13 protein-coding genes are annotated in these 15,678 nt (G+C 38.1%); 5 read left to right on the forward strand and 8 right to left on the reverse strand.

The genetic code is table 11. The features are described 5' to 3' along the window. Positions 1–3: 3 nt before the first annotated feature. A complete protein-coding gene (locus HW347_RS03095) occupies positions 4–1,419 on the reverse strand; it encodes an MFS transporter (protein ID WP_214610472.1) in 1,416 nt (471 codons plus the stop codon). Between the two features lie 267 nt (positions 1,420–1,686). Next, positions 1,687–2,460, reverse strand: coding sequence for a uroporphyrinogen-III C-methyltransferase (gene cobA / locus HW347_RS03100; RefSeq protein WP_214610473.1), 774 nt, complete (start codon positions 2,458–2,460; stop codon positions 1,687–1,689). A 124-nt stretch (positions 2,461–2,584) separates the two neighbouring features. Between cobA and nirB the strand changes: the two genes are divergently transcribed. The 5 genes from nirB to HW347_RS03125 all read left to right on the forward strand — a co-directional run bounded on the left by nirB (position 2,585) and on the right by HW347_RS03125 (position 8,722). Next, positions 2,585–5,101 (forward strand): nitrite reductase large subunit NirB, encoded by a 2,517-nt coding sequence (nirB, locus tag HW347_RS03105; protein ID WP_214610474.1) that lies wholly within the window; start codon positions 2,585–2,587, stop codon positions 5,099–5,101. A gap of 91 nt (positions 5,102–5,192) precedes the next feature. Then, a complete protein-coding gene (gene nirD, locus HW347_RS03110; RefSeq protein ID WP_214610475.1) occupies positions 5,193–5,570 on the forward strand; it encodes a nitrite reductase small subunit NirD in 378 nt (125 codons plus the stop codon). A 101-nt stretch (positions 5,571–5,671) separates the two neighbouring features. Further along, positions 5,672–6,265 carry a DUF4202 domain-containing protein gene (locus tag HW347_RS03115; protein WP_155595374.1) on the forward strand — a complete coding sequence of 198 codons (594 nt, stop codon included), beginning with the start codon at positions 5,672–5,674 and terminating at the stop codon, positions 6,263–6,265. 29 nt (positions 6,266–6,294) lie between these two features. Next, positions 6,295–8,148, forward strand: coding sequence for a PAS domain-containing sensor histidine kinase (locus tag HW347_RS03120; RefSeq protein WP_214610476.1), 1,854 nt, complete (start codon positions 6,295–6,297; stop codon positions 8,146–8,148). After that, positions 8,135–8,722 (forward strand): precorrin-2 dehydrogenase/sirohydrochlorin ferrochelatase family protein, encoded by a 588-nt coding sequence (locus HW347_RS03125; protein WP_214610477.1) that lies wholly within the window; start codon positions 8,135–8,137, stop codon positions 8,720–8,722. The genes HW347_RS03120 and HW347_RS03125 overlap by 14 nt, the downstream gene beginning before the upstream one ends. 33 nt (positions 8,723–8,755) lie before the next feature. Here the strand turns inward: HW347_RS03125 and HW347_RS03130 are convergent, their stop codons facing one another. The 6 genes from HW347_RS03130 to HW347_RS03155 all read right to left on the reverse strand — a co-directional run bounded on the left by HW347_RS03130 (position 8,756) and on the right by HW347_RS03155 (position 15,383). Further along, on the reverse strand, positions 8,756–9,766 hold the full coding sequence (locus tag HW347_RS03130; protein ID WP_214610478.1) for an LLM class flavin-dependent oxidoreductase: 1,011 nt from the start codon (positions 9,764–9,766) through the stop codon (positions 8,756–8,758). Positions 9,767–9,955: 189 nt separating this feature from the next. Beyond that, positions 9,956–10,981 carry a Gfo/Idh/MocA family protein gene (locus HW347_RS03135; RefSeq protein ID WP_214610479.1) on the reverse strand — a complete coding sequence of 342 codons (1,026 nt, stop codon included), beginning with the start codon at positions 10,979–10,981 and terminating at the stop codon, positions 9,956–9,958. 10 nt (positions 10,982–10,991) lie between these two features. Continuing rightward, positions 10,992–12,260 carry an MFS transporter gene (locus HW347_RS03140; RefSeq protein WP_214610480.1) on the reverse strand — a complete coding sequence of 423 codons (1,269 nt, stop codon included), beginning with the start codon at positions 12,258–12,260 and terminating at the stop codon, positions 10,992–10,994. Between the two features lie 6 nt (positions 12,261–12,266). Continuing rightward, entirely contained in the window at positions 12,267–13,652 is a 1,386-nt protein-coding gene (locus HW347_RS03145) for a four-carbon acid sugar kinase family protein (protein WP_214610481.1), read from the reverse strand. A 6-nt stretch (positions 13,653–13,658) separates the two neighbouring features. Beyond that, positions 13,659–14,297, reverse strand: a complete 639-nt coding sequence (locus HW347_RS03150) for a cyclase family protein (RefSeq protein ID WP_214610482.1) — start codon at positions 14,295–14,297, stop codon at positions 13,659–13,661. A 6-nt stretch (positions 14,298–14,303) separates the two neighbouring features. After that, a complete protein-coding gene (locus tag HW347_RS03155; RefSeq protein ID WP_214610483.1) occupies positions 14,304–15,383 on the reverse strand; it encodes an isocitrate/isopropylmalate dehydrogenase family protein in 1,080 nt (359 codons plus the stop codon). Between the last annotated feature and the right edge of the window lie 295 nt (positions 15,384–15,678).

The raw sequence follows: 15,678 nt of genomic DNA on the forward strand, positions 1-15,678 counted from the left end.
ATTTTATTTATCCGCGGCAGCGAATGCCAATTCAACTTTTAGCTCTTCCTTTACCGCTTTTTCATCGGCAGTAGAGAACTTAATGGCTAGGGTAGTTAATGCCGTCACAGCAACGAAACCACCAATTACAAAATAACCACTGGATACTGCACCAGAAGCTGCAGCAGCTTGTGCAGCTTTCATAGCTTCTTCTCCCAAATTAGAATTAGTAGCCAATGCCGCAGTCTCAGCAACTGAAGATTTTGATTTTAAAAACATAGCAGCCATGAATGCTCCAACGTTTCCTCCTGCACCTACGATACCGGAAATAGAACCAATCGCTTTTTTATTTATAAAAGGAACCACAGAGAAAGTTGCTCCTTCTGCCATTTGTACGGAAAGGCTGAACAATATCAAGAAAATCATACCGAAAGCAATGCTTGTGGTGGTTGAAAAAATCGTTAACATAACACCTTCTACGGCCAGAATCATCGTCAGAAAAAGAACCCTACCACGAAGGCCTTTTAATTTTCCGAACCTATCTCCGAAAAAGCCACCTAACGTACGAGCGAAAATATTCATTAAAGCAAATGAAAGCACTAAATTACCGGCCATTGACCGTGAAACACCAAAGGTGTTCTGAAGGTAATCATCCATTGTTCCATAAACAGTTAGTTCTATACCAAAAGAAGCACCGTAAACAACAAAAAGAATCCATACCCTATAATCTTTCAGAACGCTCATAAAGCCTTCTTCATCTTTCTTTATAGTAGGCATTCTACCTTCTTCCTTCAACTGTGCAAAATTACCTTCAGGAGTATCTTGTGTAAAAAAGTAATACACCACACCCATTAACATGGCAATAACACCAGCTATTACCATAGAATAACGCCATGCTATTTCATCAGCAACACCAAAACTAACAACGGCTGCTGCAATTAAAGGCATTCCTAAACGGTTAGCGCCACCACCTAAATTTCCCCAACCTGCAGATGTGGCGTTAGCCGTACCAACAATATTAGGCGCGAACATTATAGAGGTGTGAAATTGAGTAATAACAAAAGACGCCCCAATAAAACCGATAAATAAGCGGCAAACTAGAAATTGCGTTGGGGTTTGTACAAATCCTAAAAGGATAACAGGTATAGCACCAATAATTAATAGGTACGTATAACATAACCTAGGACCATACTTATCACATAATTTACCTATTAGTAGTCTAGCAAATACGGTTCCTGTAACTGCTAATATAATGGAGTTCCATTTTTGCTCTGGAGTAAGACCTAAGTCTTTAACTACGTCTGGCATGAAAGGTACAATACCAAACCATGCAAAAAAGCAAATGAAGAATGCTATTGAAGTAATCCAAAATGTTCGGATTGGCATACTTTTTAAATCGGTCAGTTTTAAAGTAGTCGATTTTTTAGATTGTGTTTCCATAATACTGATGTTTTAAGTTTAAGGATAATCAAAACTACGTATTTATATACGTAGTAGTACGTATATATTAAAAAACTGATGTATTTCTAAGTATTTTTACGATATTAAAAGAGAGAACAAACAAAAAATATAGAATTACAGAAAAAGTGAAGTCAATTTTGAATAAATGGAATTTTTACCAAAGTAAATCGCTCTATACAAGACTTATTACAAGCATGATATAGAGCGATTATATAGAAAAATACGTATCCGTAATATGTAGGCGCTTTAAAAGCTAGAATGAAGCACACGCTGTACCTCCTCTTCAAAAAAGGAAGGATGCTCAGCAACCACATCTCCTATTACAATGATGCCGGGTTTAGAAATATCTATATCAGAAGCACCAGAACCAATGCCTCCCAAATTGCCCACTATACAAGATTCATTTTGCATTGTGCCATTCTGAATAACTGCCATTGGTGTTGAAGAGCCTCTATATTTACTTACCTCGGCGGATATTTCAGCTAGCTTCCTAACTCCCATTAGTATAACCATCGTTGCAGAAGATTGAGATGCAAATTTTAAATCTTCAGAAAATGAGCCGTCTCTTTTTGTTGCCGTCATTACCCAGAAACTACTACTAACTCCTCTACGTGTCATTGGTATACCTTGACTAGATGGAACGGCAATAGCACTAGAAACCCCAGGAACTACGGTTACCGGAATACCAAAAGATTCTACATAAGCTATCTCTTCATGAGCTCTTCCAAAGACAAATGGATCACCACCTTTTAAACGAACCACATGGCCATGTTCAAATGCTCTTTCCACTATCAATATATTAATATCATCCTGATTAAAGGAATGCACTCCACAACGTTTTCCTACGTATAATTTTGGAATACTTTCATCAATCTGCATTAATAGGTCTTCGTCTATCAAAGCATCATACAACACTACATCAGCAGCCTTTAAAGCCTTCAAACCCCTAACTGTGATAAGGTCTGCGCTTCCTGGACCTGCTCCTATTAATGTAACCTTTGGCTCCTTAACTGTTTTCATACCTAGTGATTTTATAGGATTGTTTTGGTAATTCCTCAACAAAACTACGTAATTATTTCCATAAAAACAGATGTCATGTACGTATTTATACGTAATATTGCTAAGTAGTTTAAAATCGAAGCCTATGAAAACTATTATTGTTGTCGGAAACGGCATGGTCGGATACAAGTTCTGTGAAAAACTCGCAGCCCGAGAAGAATCTAAAAATTTTAAAATCATCGTTTTCGGTGAAGAACCCCGAGCAGCCTATGACCGTGTGCACCTTAGTGAGTTCTTTGGAAACAGGGATGCTAAGTCATTAGAACTTGCTCCCGCTAGTTGGTATACAGAAAACAACATAGAATTAGTGGTTAACGAACGTGTTACGGACATTCACCGTAAAACAAAGACAATAACTACCGGAAGTGACAAAGAATACTCGTATGATTATTTGGTACTCGCAACAGGGTCCAGTCCTTTTGTTCCTCCTATAAACGGGGTAGAAAAAGAAGGTGTATTCGTATACCGTACTATAGAAGATTTAGAAGCCATGCTAGATTATGCCGAAAAGATAAAGGCTAAAAAATCAGATGGTCGTGCCGCTATATTAGGTGGTGGTCTTCTAGGTTTAGAAGCGGGTAAAGCAGTAATGGACATGGGTCTAGAGCCACATGTAGTGGAGTTTGCACCTAAACTAATGCCAAGGCAGCTAGATTCCAGAAGTAGTAATGTGCTTCAACTTACCTTAGAAAACATAGGAATAAATATTCATTTAGGAAAAGCTACCAATCGTATTTTAGGAAATGGCGCCATAACCGGAATGGACTTTGGTGAAGACGATTCCCTAGAAGTAGATATGTTGGTTATTTCAGCAGGTATTCGTCCTCGTGATGAACTTGGTAAAACCTGTAATTTGGCAATGGGAGTTCGCGGTGGTATCGTAGTTAATGATAGAATGCAAACTTCTGACCCTAATATATTTGCTATTGGAGAGGTAGCACTTTACAATCAGATGATATATGGGCTTGTGGCTCCAGGATATGAAATGGCAGAAGTGGCCGTAAATCAGATTATGGAAAGCTTAGAGGTTGTAATGAGCGCAGAAATAGACATGTCTACCAAACTGAAACTGATAGGAGTAGATGTTGCTAGTTTTGGGGTTCCTTATATGCCTGCGGATAAGGGGCTTTCTATTATTTACGAAAACAAAACTAAAGGACTATATAAAAGAATAAACGTAAGCCTTGACGGAAAAACCTTGTTAGGAGGGATTATGGTTGGTGATGCTGAAGATTATAGCATTCTACACCAAATGTACCTCAATAACCTTCCTTTACCAGATAATGCCGAAGAACTCATAGTGGGCTCAAGAGGTGAAGGTGGCTCAGCATTTGGAAGTGCTATGGACCTACCTGATACCGCAGTAATCTGTTCTTGTGAAGCTGTAACTAAAGGAGCTGTTTGTTGTTCCGTAATAGACGATGGCAACGAAACAGTAAAAGAGGTTGCAAAGGCTACAAAAGCTACCACAGGTTGTGGAGGTTGTAAGCCAATGGTTGCTGATTTAGTGAAGGAAAGTCTGAAGACATTAGGGAAAACGGTCAAGGAAAGTATTTGCGAACATTTTGACCACTCTAGACAGGAGCTCTATGATATTGTAAAACTCAAGGGTGTTCAAGATTACGATCAATTGCTAGATGAAGTTGGAAAAGGGGATGGCTGCGAAGTCTGTAAGCCTCTTGCTGCTTCTATTTTCGCAAGTATTTATAATGAAACGGCTAACCGTCAAGAAACTATTCAAGATAGTAATGACCGTTATTTGGCCAACATACAACGAAACGGAACATACTCCGTAGTACCTAGAGTAGCCGGTGGGGAAATCTCTCCAAAACAATTAATGGCTATGGGTAGAATTGCTAAGAAATATGATTTATACACGAAGATAACAGGAGGACAGCGAATTGATATGTTCGGCGCCAAACTGCACGAACTTCCTCTTATTTGGGAAGAACTTATAGCGGAAGGTTTTGAAACGGGTCAAGCCTATGGAAAATCCCTTCGGACCGTGAAAAGTTGCGTTGGTTCTACATGGTGCCGTTACGGTATGGATGAAAGTGTAAGTTTTGCTATTGAGATAGAAAACAGATACAAAGGTATACGCTCTCCACACAAATTTAAAGGCGGTGTTTCCGGTTGTATTCGAGAATGTGCCGAAGCCCGTTCTAAAGATTTTGGTTTCATTGCCGTTGAAGGCGGATGGAACGTATACGTAGGCGGAAATGGCGGTGCAACCCCAAGACATGCTGAATTACTTGCTGAAAAAGTAGATAAGGAAACAGCCATAAAATATGTAGATCGTTTTATGATGTTCTACATAAAAACTGCACCACCACTTACTAGAACATCTGCTTGGTTAGAAAAACTAGAAGGTGGCATTACATACCTTAAAAACGTAGTTATTAATGACTCATTGGGTATCGTAGAAGAATTGGACGCAGGCATGCAAAACTTCGTGAATACATACAAATGTGAATGGAAAGAGGCTGTAGAGACTCCAGAGATAAGAGAGCGTTATACACACTTTATCAACTCGGAAGAAACAGATGATAACATAGAATTTGTATCACTTCGAGAGCAAAAAATGCCTAAAGAGTGGGCTTAATCGAAGTTAAAAAACCGAAGTGACGGTTATACTTAATCTTGACGAAACTACTTCCGATTTGGTATAACCTCAATCCTAAAAAAATTACATTATGATTGCAAACTTAAGTACATACGAAAGCGTAAAAACCGATAGTGTAAAGGTCTGGTTCAAAGCCGGTCCAGCTAGTAAATTTCCTAAAAATGGTGGGGCCTGTATAAAATATAAAGACAAACAAATTGCTGTCTTCAACTTTACACGTCAAGCTACATGGTACGCATGTCAGAATTTATGTCCACATAAAATGGAAATGGTACTCTCACGTGGTATGATCGGAGAAGAAAACATGCAACCAAAAGTTGCTTGTCCCCTTCATAAAAACACGTTTTCGCTAAAAACGGGAGAAAACCTAAACGGAACTCTAGACGCCATTGCCACCTATCCCATTAAGGTAGAAGACGGATTTGTATTTGTTGGATTTTCAGAATAGTTGCTTTTTAGCTAAATCTTTAGAAAAAGACATCAATAGGTATAGAATAGATTCCGTACAGGTCTGAAGGTATTTGTATCTTAGACCAAAATTTTAGACCTATGTCAATTTCTGATAAATTACAGCAAGCCTTTACATTGTTCGATGAGGCAAATGGGCAAGATCCACATACAGAAACAACTCCTTCAGGAAAAACATATCCAAAAGAGTTGCTATATGCACTTCGGATGACGGAGAAGCTGAACGATTTTGCACCCAAAGCACCTGAAGCTTTAAAGCTAACAGCTAGGTCTCAGCATATTTGCCGATGGGAGATTCCACGGGAGTCTTATGAAATGAACCGTGCGGGATATCTAAAATGGCGTCAGGACTTGAAAAAGTTTCATGCAAAAAAAGCAACTTCAATTTTAGAAGAGGTTGGTTATGACCAAGCAACTATTGATAAAGTGGCTTTTTTGTTGGAGAAAAAACAACTGAAAAAAAATGAAGACACCCAGACCCTAGAAGATGTTATCTGTTTGGTGTTTTTAGAACATTATTTTGAGCCTTTTGCTTCTGAACACGAAGATGCCAAGGTTATTGATATTCTTCAAAAAACCTGGCGTAAAATGTCTGAAGAAGGGCATAAGGCCGCATTAAAATTACCCCTTTCTAAAAATTCACTGGCGTTGGTGTCTAAAGCCATAGCCGGTTAACTTAAGGGCAGTTACCTGATACGTGTACTATGCCAAATGACAAAACCCAATTACCTTTAGATTCTGAGACTTTTCTAAGTATCAGAAAATGGTATCTATGGGCTTTGGCAGGCATTGCTGTCACCATTATTATCTCACAGATTTTGATTCAATTACACCTGAATTCGCAATTGAGTGATTCTCGTGTTATTAATGTAGCGGGGTTCCAAAGAGCTTACAGTCAAAAGTTGACGAAGGAATTATTACTCATTAAAAGCGACTTTCTCAAAACTGAAATTGCTCCAAAAATAAAAGAGCTCTCTAAGACCATTTCTATTTGGAAACACTCTCATATTGCCTTACAAAATGGTGATAAAGATAAAGGCCTTCCCAATGAGGATGATACTGAAATTTTAGAGTTGTTCAATACGCTAGAGCCACATCATTCGGCAATGGTACAAGCTGCAGAAACAATAATTACCTCTTATCATAATAATAGTCTAACTGAAGCTAGTTTAGAACAAAATGTTGCTGTTGTACTGCAAAACGAAAATCGTTTTCTACAACTGATGGATGACATCGTAAATCAATATGACGAACGCAGTAAGACCAAACTAAAAAACTTAAAGCAAAAAGAGTATATCCTTCTTTGCATTTCCTTGCTCATATTGTTACTTGAGATTGTGTTTATCTTTAAACCCCTTTCATTACAAATTCGTAAGACTATTGGCAATCTAATGCAAAACCAAGTAAATTCAGATGCTCGCGCCAAAGAAGTACAGCAACTGTATTCAGAGAAAGAAAAATCCCTCCAAGAATTACAAGAGCTGAATTTTGTAATAGATAATGCAGCCCTGTTTGCAAGTGCACGGAAAGATGGCAGCATTGTTTTTATCAGTAAAAAATTTCTAGGCTTGCTGGGTATTACCGAAAACCAATTAAATAAGCCCTTAGCAGAAATTCTCACAACAGACTCTGGCCAACAAGAGTACCTTAGAGAGGTGCTTAAGGGTAATAGAAAAAATGTAATCCGTACAGAGGAAATTAAAATCACCACTTTAGAAGGAAAGGATTTTTGGCTGGACATGTCCATAGTGCCTATGCATCAATCTAGCAGGCAACAAAGCATTCTTATTCTGTGTTCGGACATTACGGAGCGTAAAGAAAACAGTCTTAAAGTAGAGCAGCTTACCAAACAGAATTTTGAAGAACGAATGCTTCAGAAAAAAGTTCAAGCAAGCCAAATCGTAGAGGGGCAAGAAGAGGAGCGGAAGCGTATTGCCAAAGATATCCATGATGGAATTGGCCAAATGCTGACCGCTTTAAAATTTAATATTGAATCTATTGATCCTGAGAACAAGGATAAGACAATAGAAAAGATTGCCTACTTGAAGACCCTGACCTCAGATTTGATTAAGGGTGTGCGTACGGCCACATTTAACCTTACTCCCCCAGAACTTAGTGATCATGGCATTTTTCCTGCACTTCAAAAAATGACGGTAGAGCTGTCTAAACTGACAGGGAAAACAATTCTTTTTGACAATAAGACTGATGAACACATTAGATTTGATTCACTAGCAGAAACCAACGTTTATAGGGTTGTACAGGAAGCAGTCAATAATGCCATCAAATATGCCGAAGCAAGTTATATACTAGTAACCATTAATTACAAAAACGATATCTTAAGTGTTGTAATTGATGATGATGGAAAAGGTTTTGACGATTCCATTTTAGGTCAAGTGCCTAAAAATAATAGCGAAGGCGGAATGGGACTCTTTTTTATGAAAGAGCGAATAGATTATATAAACGGAAGGCTGTTTATTAATTCTATTCTAGGCGAAGGAACGCGTGTTACCATCAATTATAGAACAGAAAAACAAGAAGAAGAGCATGGAGCGGAATGAACTGTACCCGGTATTTCTTAAAGTATCGAATTTAAATATTTTAATTGTAGGCGGCGGAAATGTAGCTTTAGAAAAATTGACTTTTTTATTGAAGTCAAGCCCTAATGCTCAAGTAGAAATGGTATCCCCCATGTTTAGGGAAGAAACAATTGCATTGGCCAATAAGTTTGGAATTACCATGCATTTAAACGAGTACAATGAAACCTTCTTAAAAGGAAAACACATGGTAGTTGCTACAACGGATATAGTTAAGGTAAACGAGCAAGTATATCATGATTGTAGAGCGCAAAGTATATTGGTAAACGTAGCAGATAACCCTCCTTTTTGTGATTTCTATATGGGTGGCATCGTTACCAAAGGAAATGTAAAAGTGGCTATTTCTACCAATGGAAAATCTCCCACTACAGCCAAACGATTACGTCAGTTTTTTGAAGATGTCATTCCAGACAACATAGATGATTTGGTAAAGAACCTCAACGAGTTCAGAAAGACGATAAAGGGTGATTTTGAGGAAAAAGTAGAAACCCTGAACGAATTTACAAAAGGGTTGGTCAACAAGAAAGATGAAGATTAGGCTACGTAAATCATAGCCTAATCTTCATCAATTTTACATTTCATTCATTACCTCAGAGAAAAGACGGAACGAATTAATTCTATCTTTTTGGTCGTAAATATGTGAAACTGCAATTACTTCATTTACTCCTGTCTGTTTGATAAAAGCTTCCGTTTTTTCTTTAACTGTGGCCTTGCTTCCAACAAAAGAATATTTAAGCATACGCTGAAATGCTGGGTCTACGGAAACCTGTTTTAATTCTGGCGTCATTTTTATTGCTGGCTGCATATAATCAATCTTTCCGGTCATAACGCCCAACATTAAACGCAACATAGAAGTAGATATCGTATCTGCTTCCTCATCAGTTTCTGCAGCAACCACATTTATAGCGGCAACCGAATACGGTTCTTGCAAATATTTTGAAGGCTGAAAATTATTGTAATAAATATTTAAAGCTTCTAAGAGATGTGTAGGTGCAAAATGGCTGGCAAAAACATAAGGAAGCCCCTCTTTTGCCGCTAAATAAGCACTATCGGTACTAGAACCCAAAATATAGATAGGCACGTCTACACCCTCTGCAATAGGCGCCCTAACTTTTGCATCCTTATTATCTTTTGAAAAATACTTCTGAATGTTATGCATTTCTTCAGGAAAACGGTAGACCGCTTCCATTCTATCCGGCCTAATAGCGTTCGCTGTTACCTGGTCCGTTCCCGGAGCCCTTCCTAGACCTAAATCTATACGCCCCGGGTACAATGAAGCCAAGGTACCAAACTGTTCCGCTATGAGCAGAGATGAGTGGTTTGGCAGCATTATACCACCTGAACCTACACGTATTTTTTTTGTTCCGCCAGCAATGTGCCCCATAAGCACAGAAGTAGCAGAACTAGCAATACTCAACATATTATGGTGTTCCGCCAACCAAAAACGGTTATATCCAAATTCTTCGGCTTTTTGGGCCAATTCTAAACTATTATCAAAAACTTCTTTTGGCGTAAAACCAGCTCCTACGGTTGCTAATTCTAATATGGAATACGGTATTTTATTTGTTTTTATTTCTTTCATAATCAATCTATCATCAAAATTATAGAATAACCCCTTTTTTGAACTAAATTAATGTAGCTCAGTGCGTTGCAAAAAATTCATTTTAAAAGGGAAATATAAGTCGTTCTAAAAGCCAAAACCTTACAACCAAAAGGGTCATATGAATACAAGCAAAATTAGAAATTAAGACTTAATTGGTAGAGGATAAATTTAAACCTTTAGAGGCATTTTTTTAGCGCTGGATTCGTAGATTTTTTCCAATACCAAAATATTCGGAATGTAACTGGCAACGTCGGTTTCAAAGGGAGTTCCCGCTCTAAGGTTAGAGACAAAATGTTGCTGCGTGGCAAAAACACAGTCTCCTGCAAAATTTTGTTTTTTAAAGCTATACTTGTGTTCTTGCTCTTCTTTTCCCAAAAGTTGAATGGTAATCTTTCCGTCATCATAAAGACGTAAACTACCCTTGTCTCCTTCAATAAGTACGGTACCAAAGGTTAACCTTGGGTCTTCGGAAGTGTTTTCATTATATCTATTTGCATCTAAAAAACCAAGACCGCCATTGGCAAAATCAAAGTTGACCCAAGCAAAATCTTCCCCTTTAATATTTGTATTGAGTGTTCTAAGTTTAGCGTATACCTCCGTGATTTCTCCTCCCAGATATCTAAATACATCTATAAAATGAATTCCAGTTTCATAAATAAGCAACCGTTCCATTTCCCTAAAATAAGGTTGTCTGTTCATATATGCATCGGTCTGCCAACCATCGCCCATTCGCATACGCAAATTGATGGTGTGTAATTTGGAACCAATTACCTGAGTATCCAAAAGCTTTTTAAGTTCCCGGTGCCAGGGTTGAAATCGGAAATTTTCGTGCACCATCATTCTAACACTGGAATTGGAAATAAGCGATTCAATCTCCTGAGCCTCCTCTAAAGTAGGTGCTAAAGGTTTTTGACAAATAATCTGAATGTTATGTGCTACCGCTAATTTACAAAGCTCCAAATGGCTTTCCGGAGGAGTTATGATATCTACAAAATCTGGCTTCTCATTAAGAAACATTTCTTCAACACTAGTGTAAGCCTTCTTAAAACCGTAGGTATCAACTATGCCCTCTACTCGTTCTTTAACCGAGTCACAAACACCAACAATCTCAACAGCATCGATTCTTTTCCATGCTTCAAAATGAAACTGACTAAAATAACCCGCTCCTATACAAACTCCTTTTAATTTTACCATACCGCCTTTATTAATAGGTAGAGAAATGCCTTTGAGGTTTCATGTTGTACCACATTAGAATTGCAATACTATTCAAAACTGCCCCTACTACAAAGAATGGGGTGGTAGATTCTGTCCAAGACTGTAAATACGGAAAAGCCAATGCCGTTAAAAACGCACCAATATTTCCTGCCATATTCATTGTTCCTGATACTGCTCCTGAATGTTCTTTACCAATATCTACACAGAAAGCCCATGAGGATGGCAACGTCATATCCGCACCAAAAATAGCAAGACTTAAAAACAGAATGGCACCTTCCACTGAATCCATATAAATACTTCCAATAAGTCCTACTGCAGCTAGAAAAAACCCAATTGAAGCAGGAAGAATACGAGACCTGTCCCAATTGCCTTTTTTATAGATACGGTCACTAAGTGCTCCTGATGTCCAATTTCCAAAAGCACCGAAAATTAAGGGAATTGCAGTATATAAACCGGCTTCCATAGTGTTTAGACCATACTCGCTTTTTACGTGTGGGAAGAGCCAGGTAAGAGCAAAGAAAAAAGTAAAATTACTACAGAAGTATTGCCCCATAGCCAACCATATATTTTTGGACTTCAACAGGTCGCCCATGTTTATTTTTTTGGCTTTTACCCCTGTATCTTGTGGCTGCCTTGTGGCAAGTATGAATTCTTTTTCTTCGTTTGAAATATGGGGATGCTCTTCCGGCATATCTCTAAAAAACACAAACCAAGCGACTGCCCAAGCTACACCAACGACCCCTAAAATCATAAAAGAAGACCGCCATCCAAAATCATCTATCATCCAAGCTACTACAGGAAGGGCGAATGCCGCCCCCAATCTAGAGCCAGAAAAATTAATACCAGTAACAAGCCCTCTTTCTTGCAAGGGAATCCACGTATAAATAGCCCTTGACATTCCTGGAAAAGCACCAGCTTCACCTGCACCAAAAAGAAAACGTACTACTAATAGCGATATAAAATTAAACGCAGCACCGGTTAAAGCAGTAAAAACGGACCAAATAGCTACAATAGCCGAAAGTACTTTTCGCGGACCTAAAGAATCAGAAAGCATACCGGCCGGAGTTTGAAAAAGAGCATACCCCAACGAAAAGGCCGCCAAGACCCATCCCATCTGTTTATCGCTTAAATCCAAAGCTGCTGAAATTGGCTCCTTTGCTACAGAAATGCAAACACGATCCACATAAAGCAGCAAGGCCAATAGAAAAGTCCCTAAAACCATAAAATACCGCTTCGGAAAATAGCCCTGTTCCTTCATAATTTTTTATTTCAATAAGGAAATCAGTTCATATAAGGCCATATCATCTCCAACGTTACCAGGAAATACAATATACGCCATATTAGGAAATTTAGCATCCTTATCCAGCTGCCAAACGGGTACTCCCTTAAGCACTTGTCCCAGAACATTTGCACGGCGCACATTAAGGCCTTTTGTAGCAATGTCACTAGAAGTAATACCTCCTTTTGCAAGAATATATTTAGGCTGCACCCTAATTTTTTTAATTACAGATATGAGTGCATTAGAAACCCTATTTACGATATCAAGACTCTCGTTTTTTGTGGTTCCTTTTTTAACTTCTCTACTGGTAAAAATGACTACGTCTTTACCTGTTTTAAGACTGCTTTCAACTTTCTCGACAAGTAAGACCAGTTCTTTGCAGAAAACTCCAATATCGAACACATTAGTTACATCCAATTCTAAGAAAACCGCATTGCTTCGCTCTTTTAAATACGCCAGTTGAGCAGTGGTTTTGGGAACATAGGAACCAATCACTAAAAGTGCTCCATTTAGCGATGGGATTTTTAGAATTTGATCTTTTGTTAAACATGGTTTAATAGCAATGCCCGAAATGGCATTGATAAAAGAAGCCGCAGTTCTAAAAACAAAAGAACTATCACTCTTTAAAATTGCAAGCGCCATTGCCTGCAAATCGGGATATGATGTAGCGTTCGTTATAATATGGGTTGTCTCCGGTTGTTCTATTATCGATTTTATTTCTTCGGATATTCTATTTCTAAGGGCTTGAACGGAAATGCTTGAAATACTATTTTTATCTACCTTGCCTTCCGATTTCTCAACAATCCAATCTTTCAAATTAGATGAAGTATACCCAAAGGTGTTGTCTTTTGCGAACGGAGTCTCTGCCGCAGGAACGAAATTATTCCCCTCCTTTACGTAATGGATATCATCAAAAGTATAGCGTCCCCCTTCAAAAAAAGCAGGGGCCAATATTTGCCTTGCTTCATTTATATTCATTCCTTTTGCTAAAGCGTCAACTTCGTTAGGGTAATGCCCTCTTAAAGTAGAATCGCTTCGGCTAATGACAATTAATTTTTTTTGATGTTTATCAGCTAATTTCTGCAATCGCTCTCCTAGCAACTGACCCAAAGCATTCGCTTCTTCTGCCTGTAAACTTCTAGAATTAGTGAGTATAAAAAATACCGGACTTGCTAGTAATTCTTTCTCTAAAATTTCTTCCGTCCACTCTGTAATTACCGGAACATTACACACAGTTTGGGTGCCTGTTGGGTCATCATCTAAAATAACAATGGACTTTGGATTTTTGGCCAGCTCTGCACGGATTTCTGCTTCATGCCCTAAAAGCTTGTCTCCTTCTTCAATAGATTTTAAAAGTGCTGAGTGAGACATAAAAGGCTAGTTTTCTATTGCAATGATACGCGCAGGAGCTCCGTCGCCATTTTTAACTTTTAATGGCAAAGCCACCAAGGTTACTTTTGGCTGCGAAAGCGCTTCTAGATTGGTAAGGCCTTCAACTATAATGATGTCGTTTTTCATTAAAATCGTATGCACTTCCGTTACTTCTTCAATAACATTAACATCAGCTACAGAGGGCGGTTCAACACCAAGGATATTCACCTTTTTTTCTCCTAGCCAATGGGCTAGCTCTGGACTAATTCTAGGTAAAGCATTACGATATTCATCCGTGCCCAATTTTTTACTCCAACCCGTGTGTAAAAGCAAACTTTGTCCTTGTTCTACTTTTTCTGCAATAGCTCCCAAATGAGCAACCGTAATAGATTCTTTAGGTTTGATATTCGTAAGGTTAACAACCCATGCTTCAGAAACAAAGCGGTCAACAGGAAGTTGGTCTATAGTCTGATCATTGACCTCAAAATGTACAGGAGCATCCATATGGGTACCACTATGAGAATACAAGTGTAAGGTGGTAGCATTCCAACCATCTTTTTCCAAAGTTTTGGTCTGGTCTATAGCTACTCCTTTAACGCCTGCTTCAATAGGCAAAGTGAGGTCAATAATTTTTCTATTTACCATTCTATTTTATATGGTTGATAATTTTGTTACGTTGATAAACTGAACTACACTTTCCGCAACTTCAGAAGTTGAGGCCGTACCGCGAAGGTCCTTTGTTAAGTTACCTTTGGAAGTGGTTGCACCTATACCTGCCATAATCTCTTTTGCCGCTTCGGTTTCTCCTAAATGGTCTAACATAATTGCTGCAGACCAAATTTGCCCAATTGGATTTGCAATGTTCTGCCCCGCAATATCCGGTGCAGAACCATGAATAGGCTCAAACATAGAAGGAAAATCTTTCTCAGGATTAATATTTCCACTACCTCCAAGACCTAAACTACCCATAATGGCACCACCAAGATCGGATAAAATATCTCCAAAAAGGTTGGTTGTCAAAATAACATCAAAAATCTCTGGGCGCAATACAAAACTTGCCGAAGCATTATCAATATACATTTTGCTATATTCTACATCTGGGTACTCTTGTGCCACCTCTGCAATAACCCTATCCCAATAGGCCAAACTATTAATAAGTGTGTTGGATTTAGTTACATTGGTAACTTTGCTGTTTCGTTTACGTGCCAATTTAAAAGAATAATGAGCAATTCTCTCAATACCAAATCTAGTAAAGATGCTGGTATCCATGGCCATACCTCCCGGCTTGTCTCCATGCATTATTTTTCCGCTCTGAACGAACTCGCCTTCATTATTCTCCCGAACAACCACAAAGTCTATATCTTTTTCAGTTTTATATCGAAGCGGACTTTCTACACCTGGAAATAATTTTACAGGTCTATAATTTACATACTGCTCAAAGGAAGTTCTTACTCGAAATGTATAATCTCTTGCAGGCAACGTATCATCTACCTCTGGTAAACCTACTGCACCAAAAAATATAGCATCAAATTCTTTAAGGGTTTCTAAAGCGTCATCTGACATGAATTTGCCATGCTCTTTAAAATATCCCGCTCCAAAAGGAAACTCTTGTTTATCTAGTTTAAATCCATATTTATTGGCTACCGCGTCTAGCACGGAAACTCCAGCAGGAACAATTTCAGCTCCTATTCCGTCGCCATTAACTACAGCGATTTTGTACGTTTTTCCCATTTTAATTCTTTCTAATTGTCGTTATACTATATTTTGCACAATATTTGCGCAAAATAATATTAAGTTGATAATATCAACGAATATAGTATAAATATCTATTAAAAGTATCACAACGAGTAAACATGTTTGTATTTTAAAATATAAATGCGCAATATTTTGCATTAAAATAAAATATATTATACGTGTTTCAACAATCCAAAAAATACATTTGAATACCTAAAGATAAATTAGAGTAATGAGTGCTTCTCGAGAAGAATTGTTAGATTGAAAAAACATATTGAACATATCGTTTTTC

This window comes from Zobellia barbeyronii (assembly GCF_018603515.1).
In the GTDB taxonomy this organism is placed as follows: Bacteria; Bacteroidota; Bacteroidia; order Flavobacteriales; family Flavobacteriaceae; genus Zobellia; species Zobellia barbeyronii.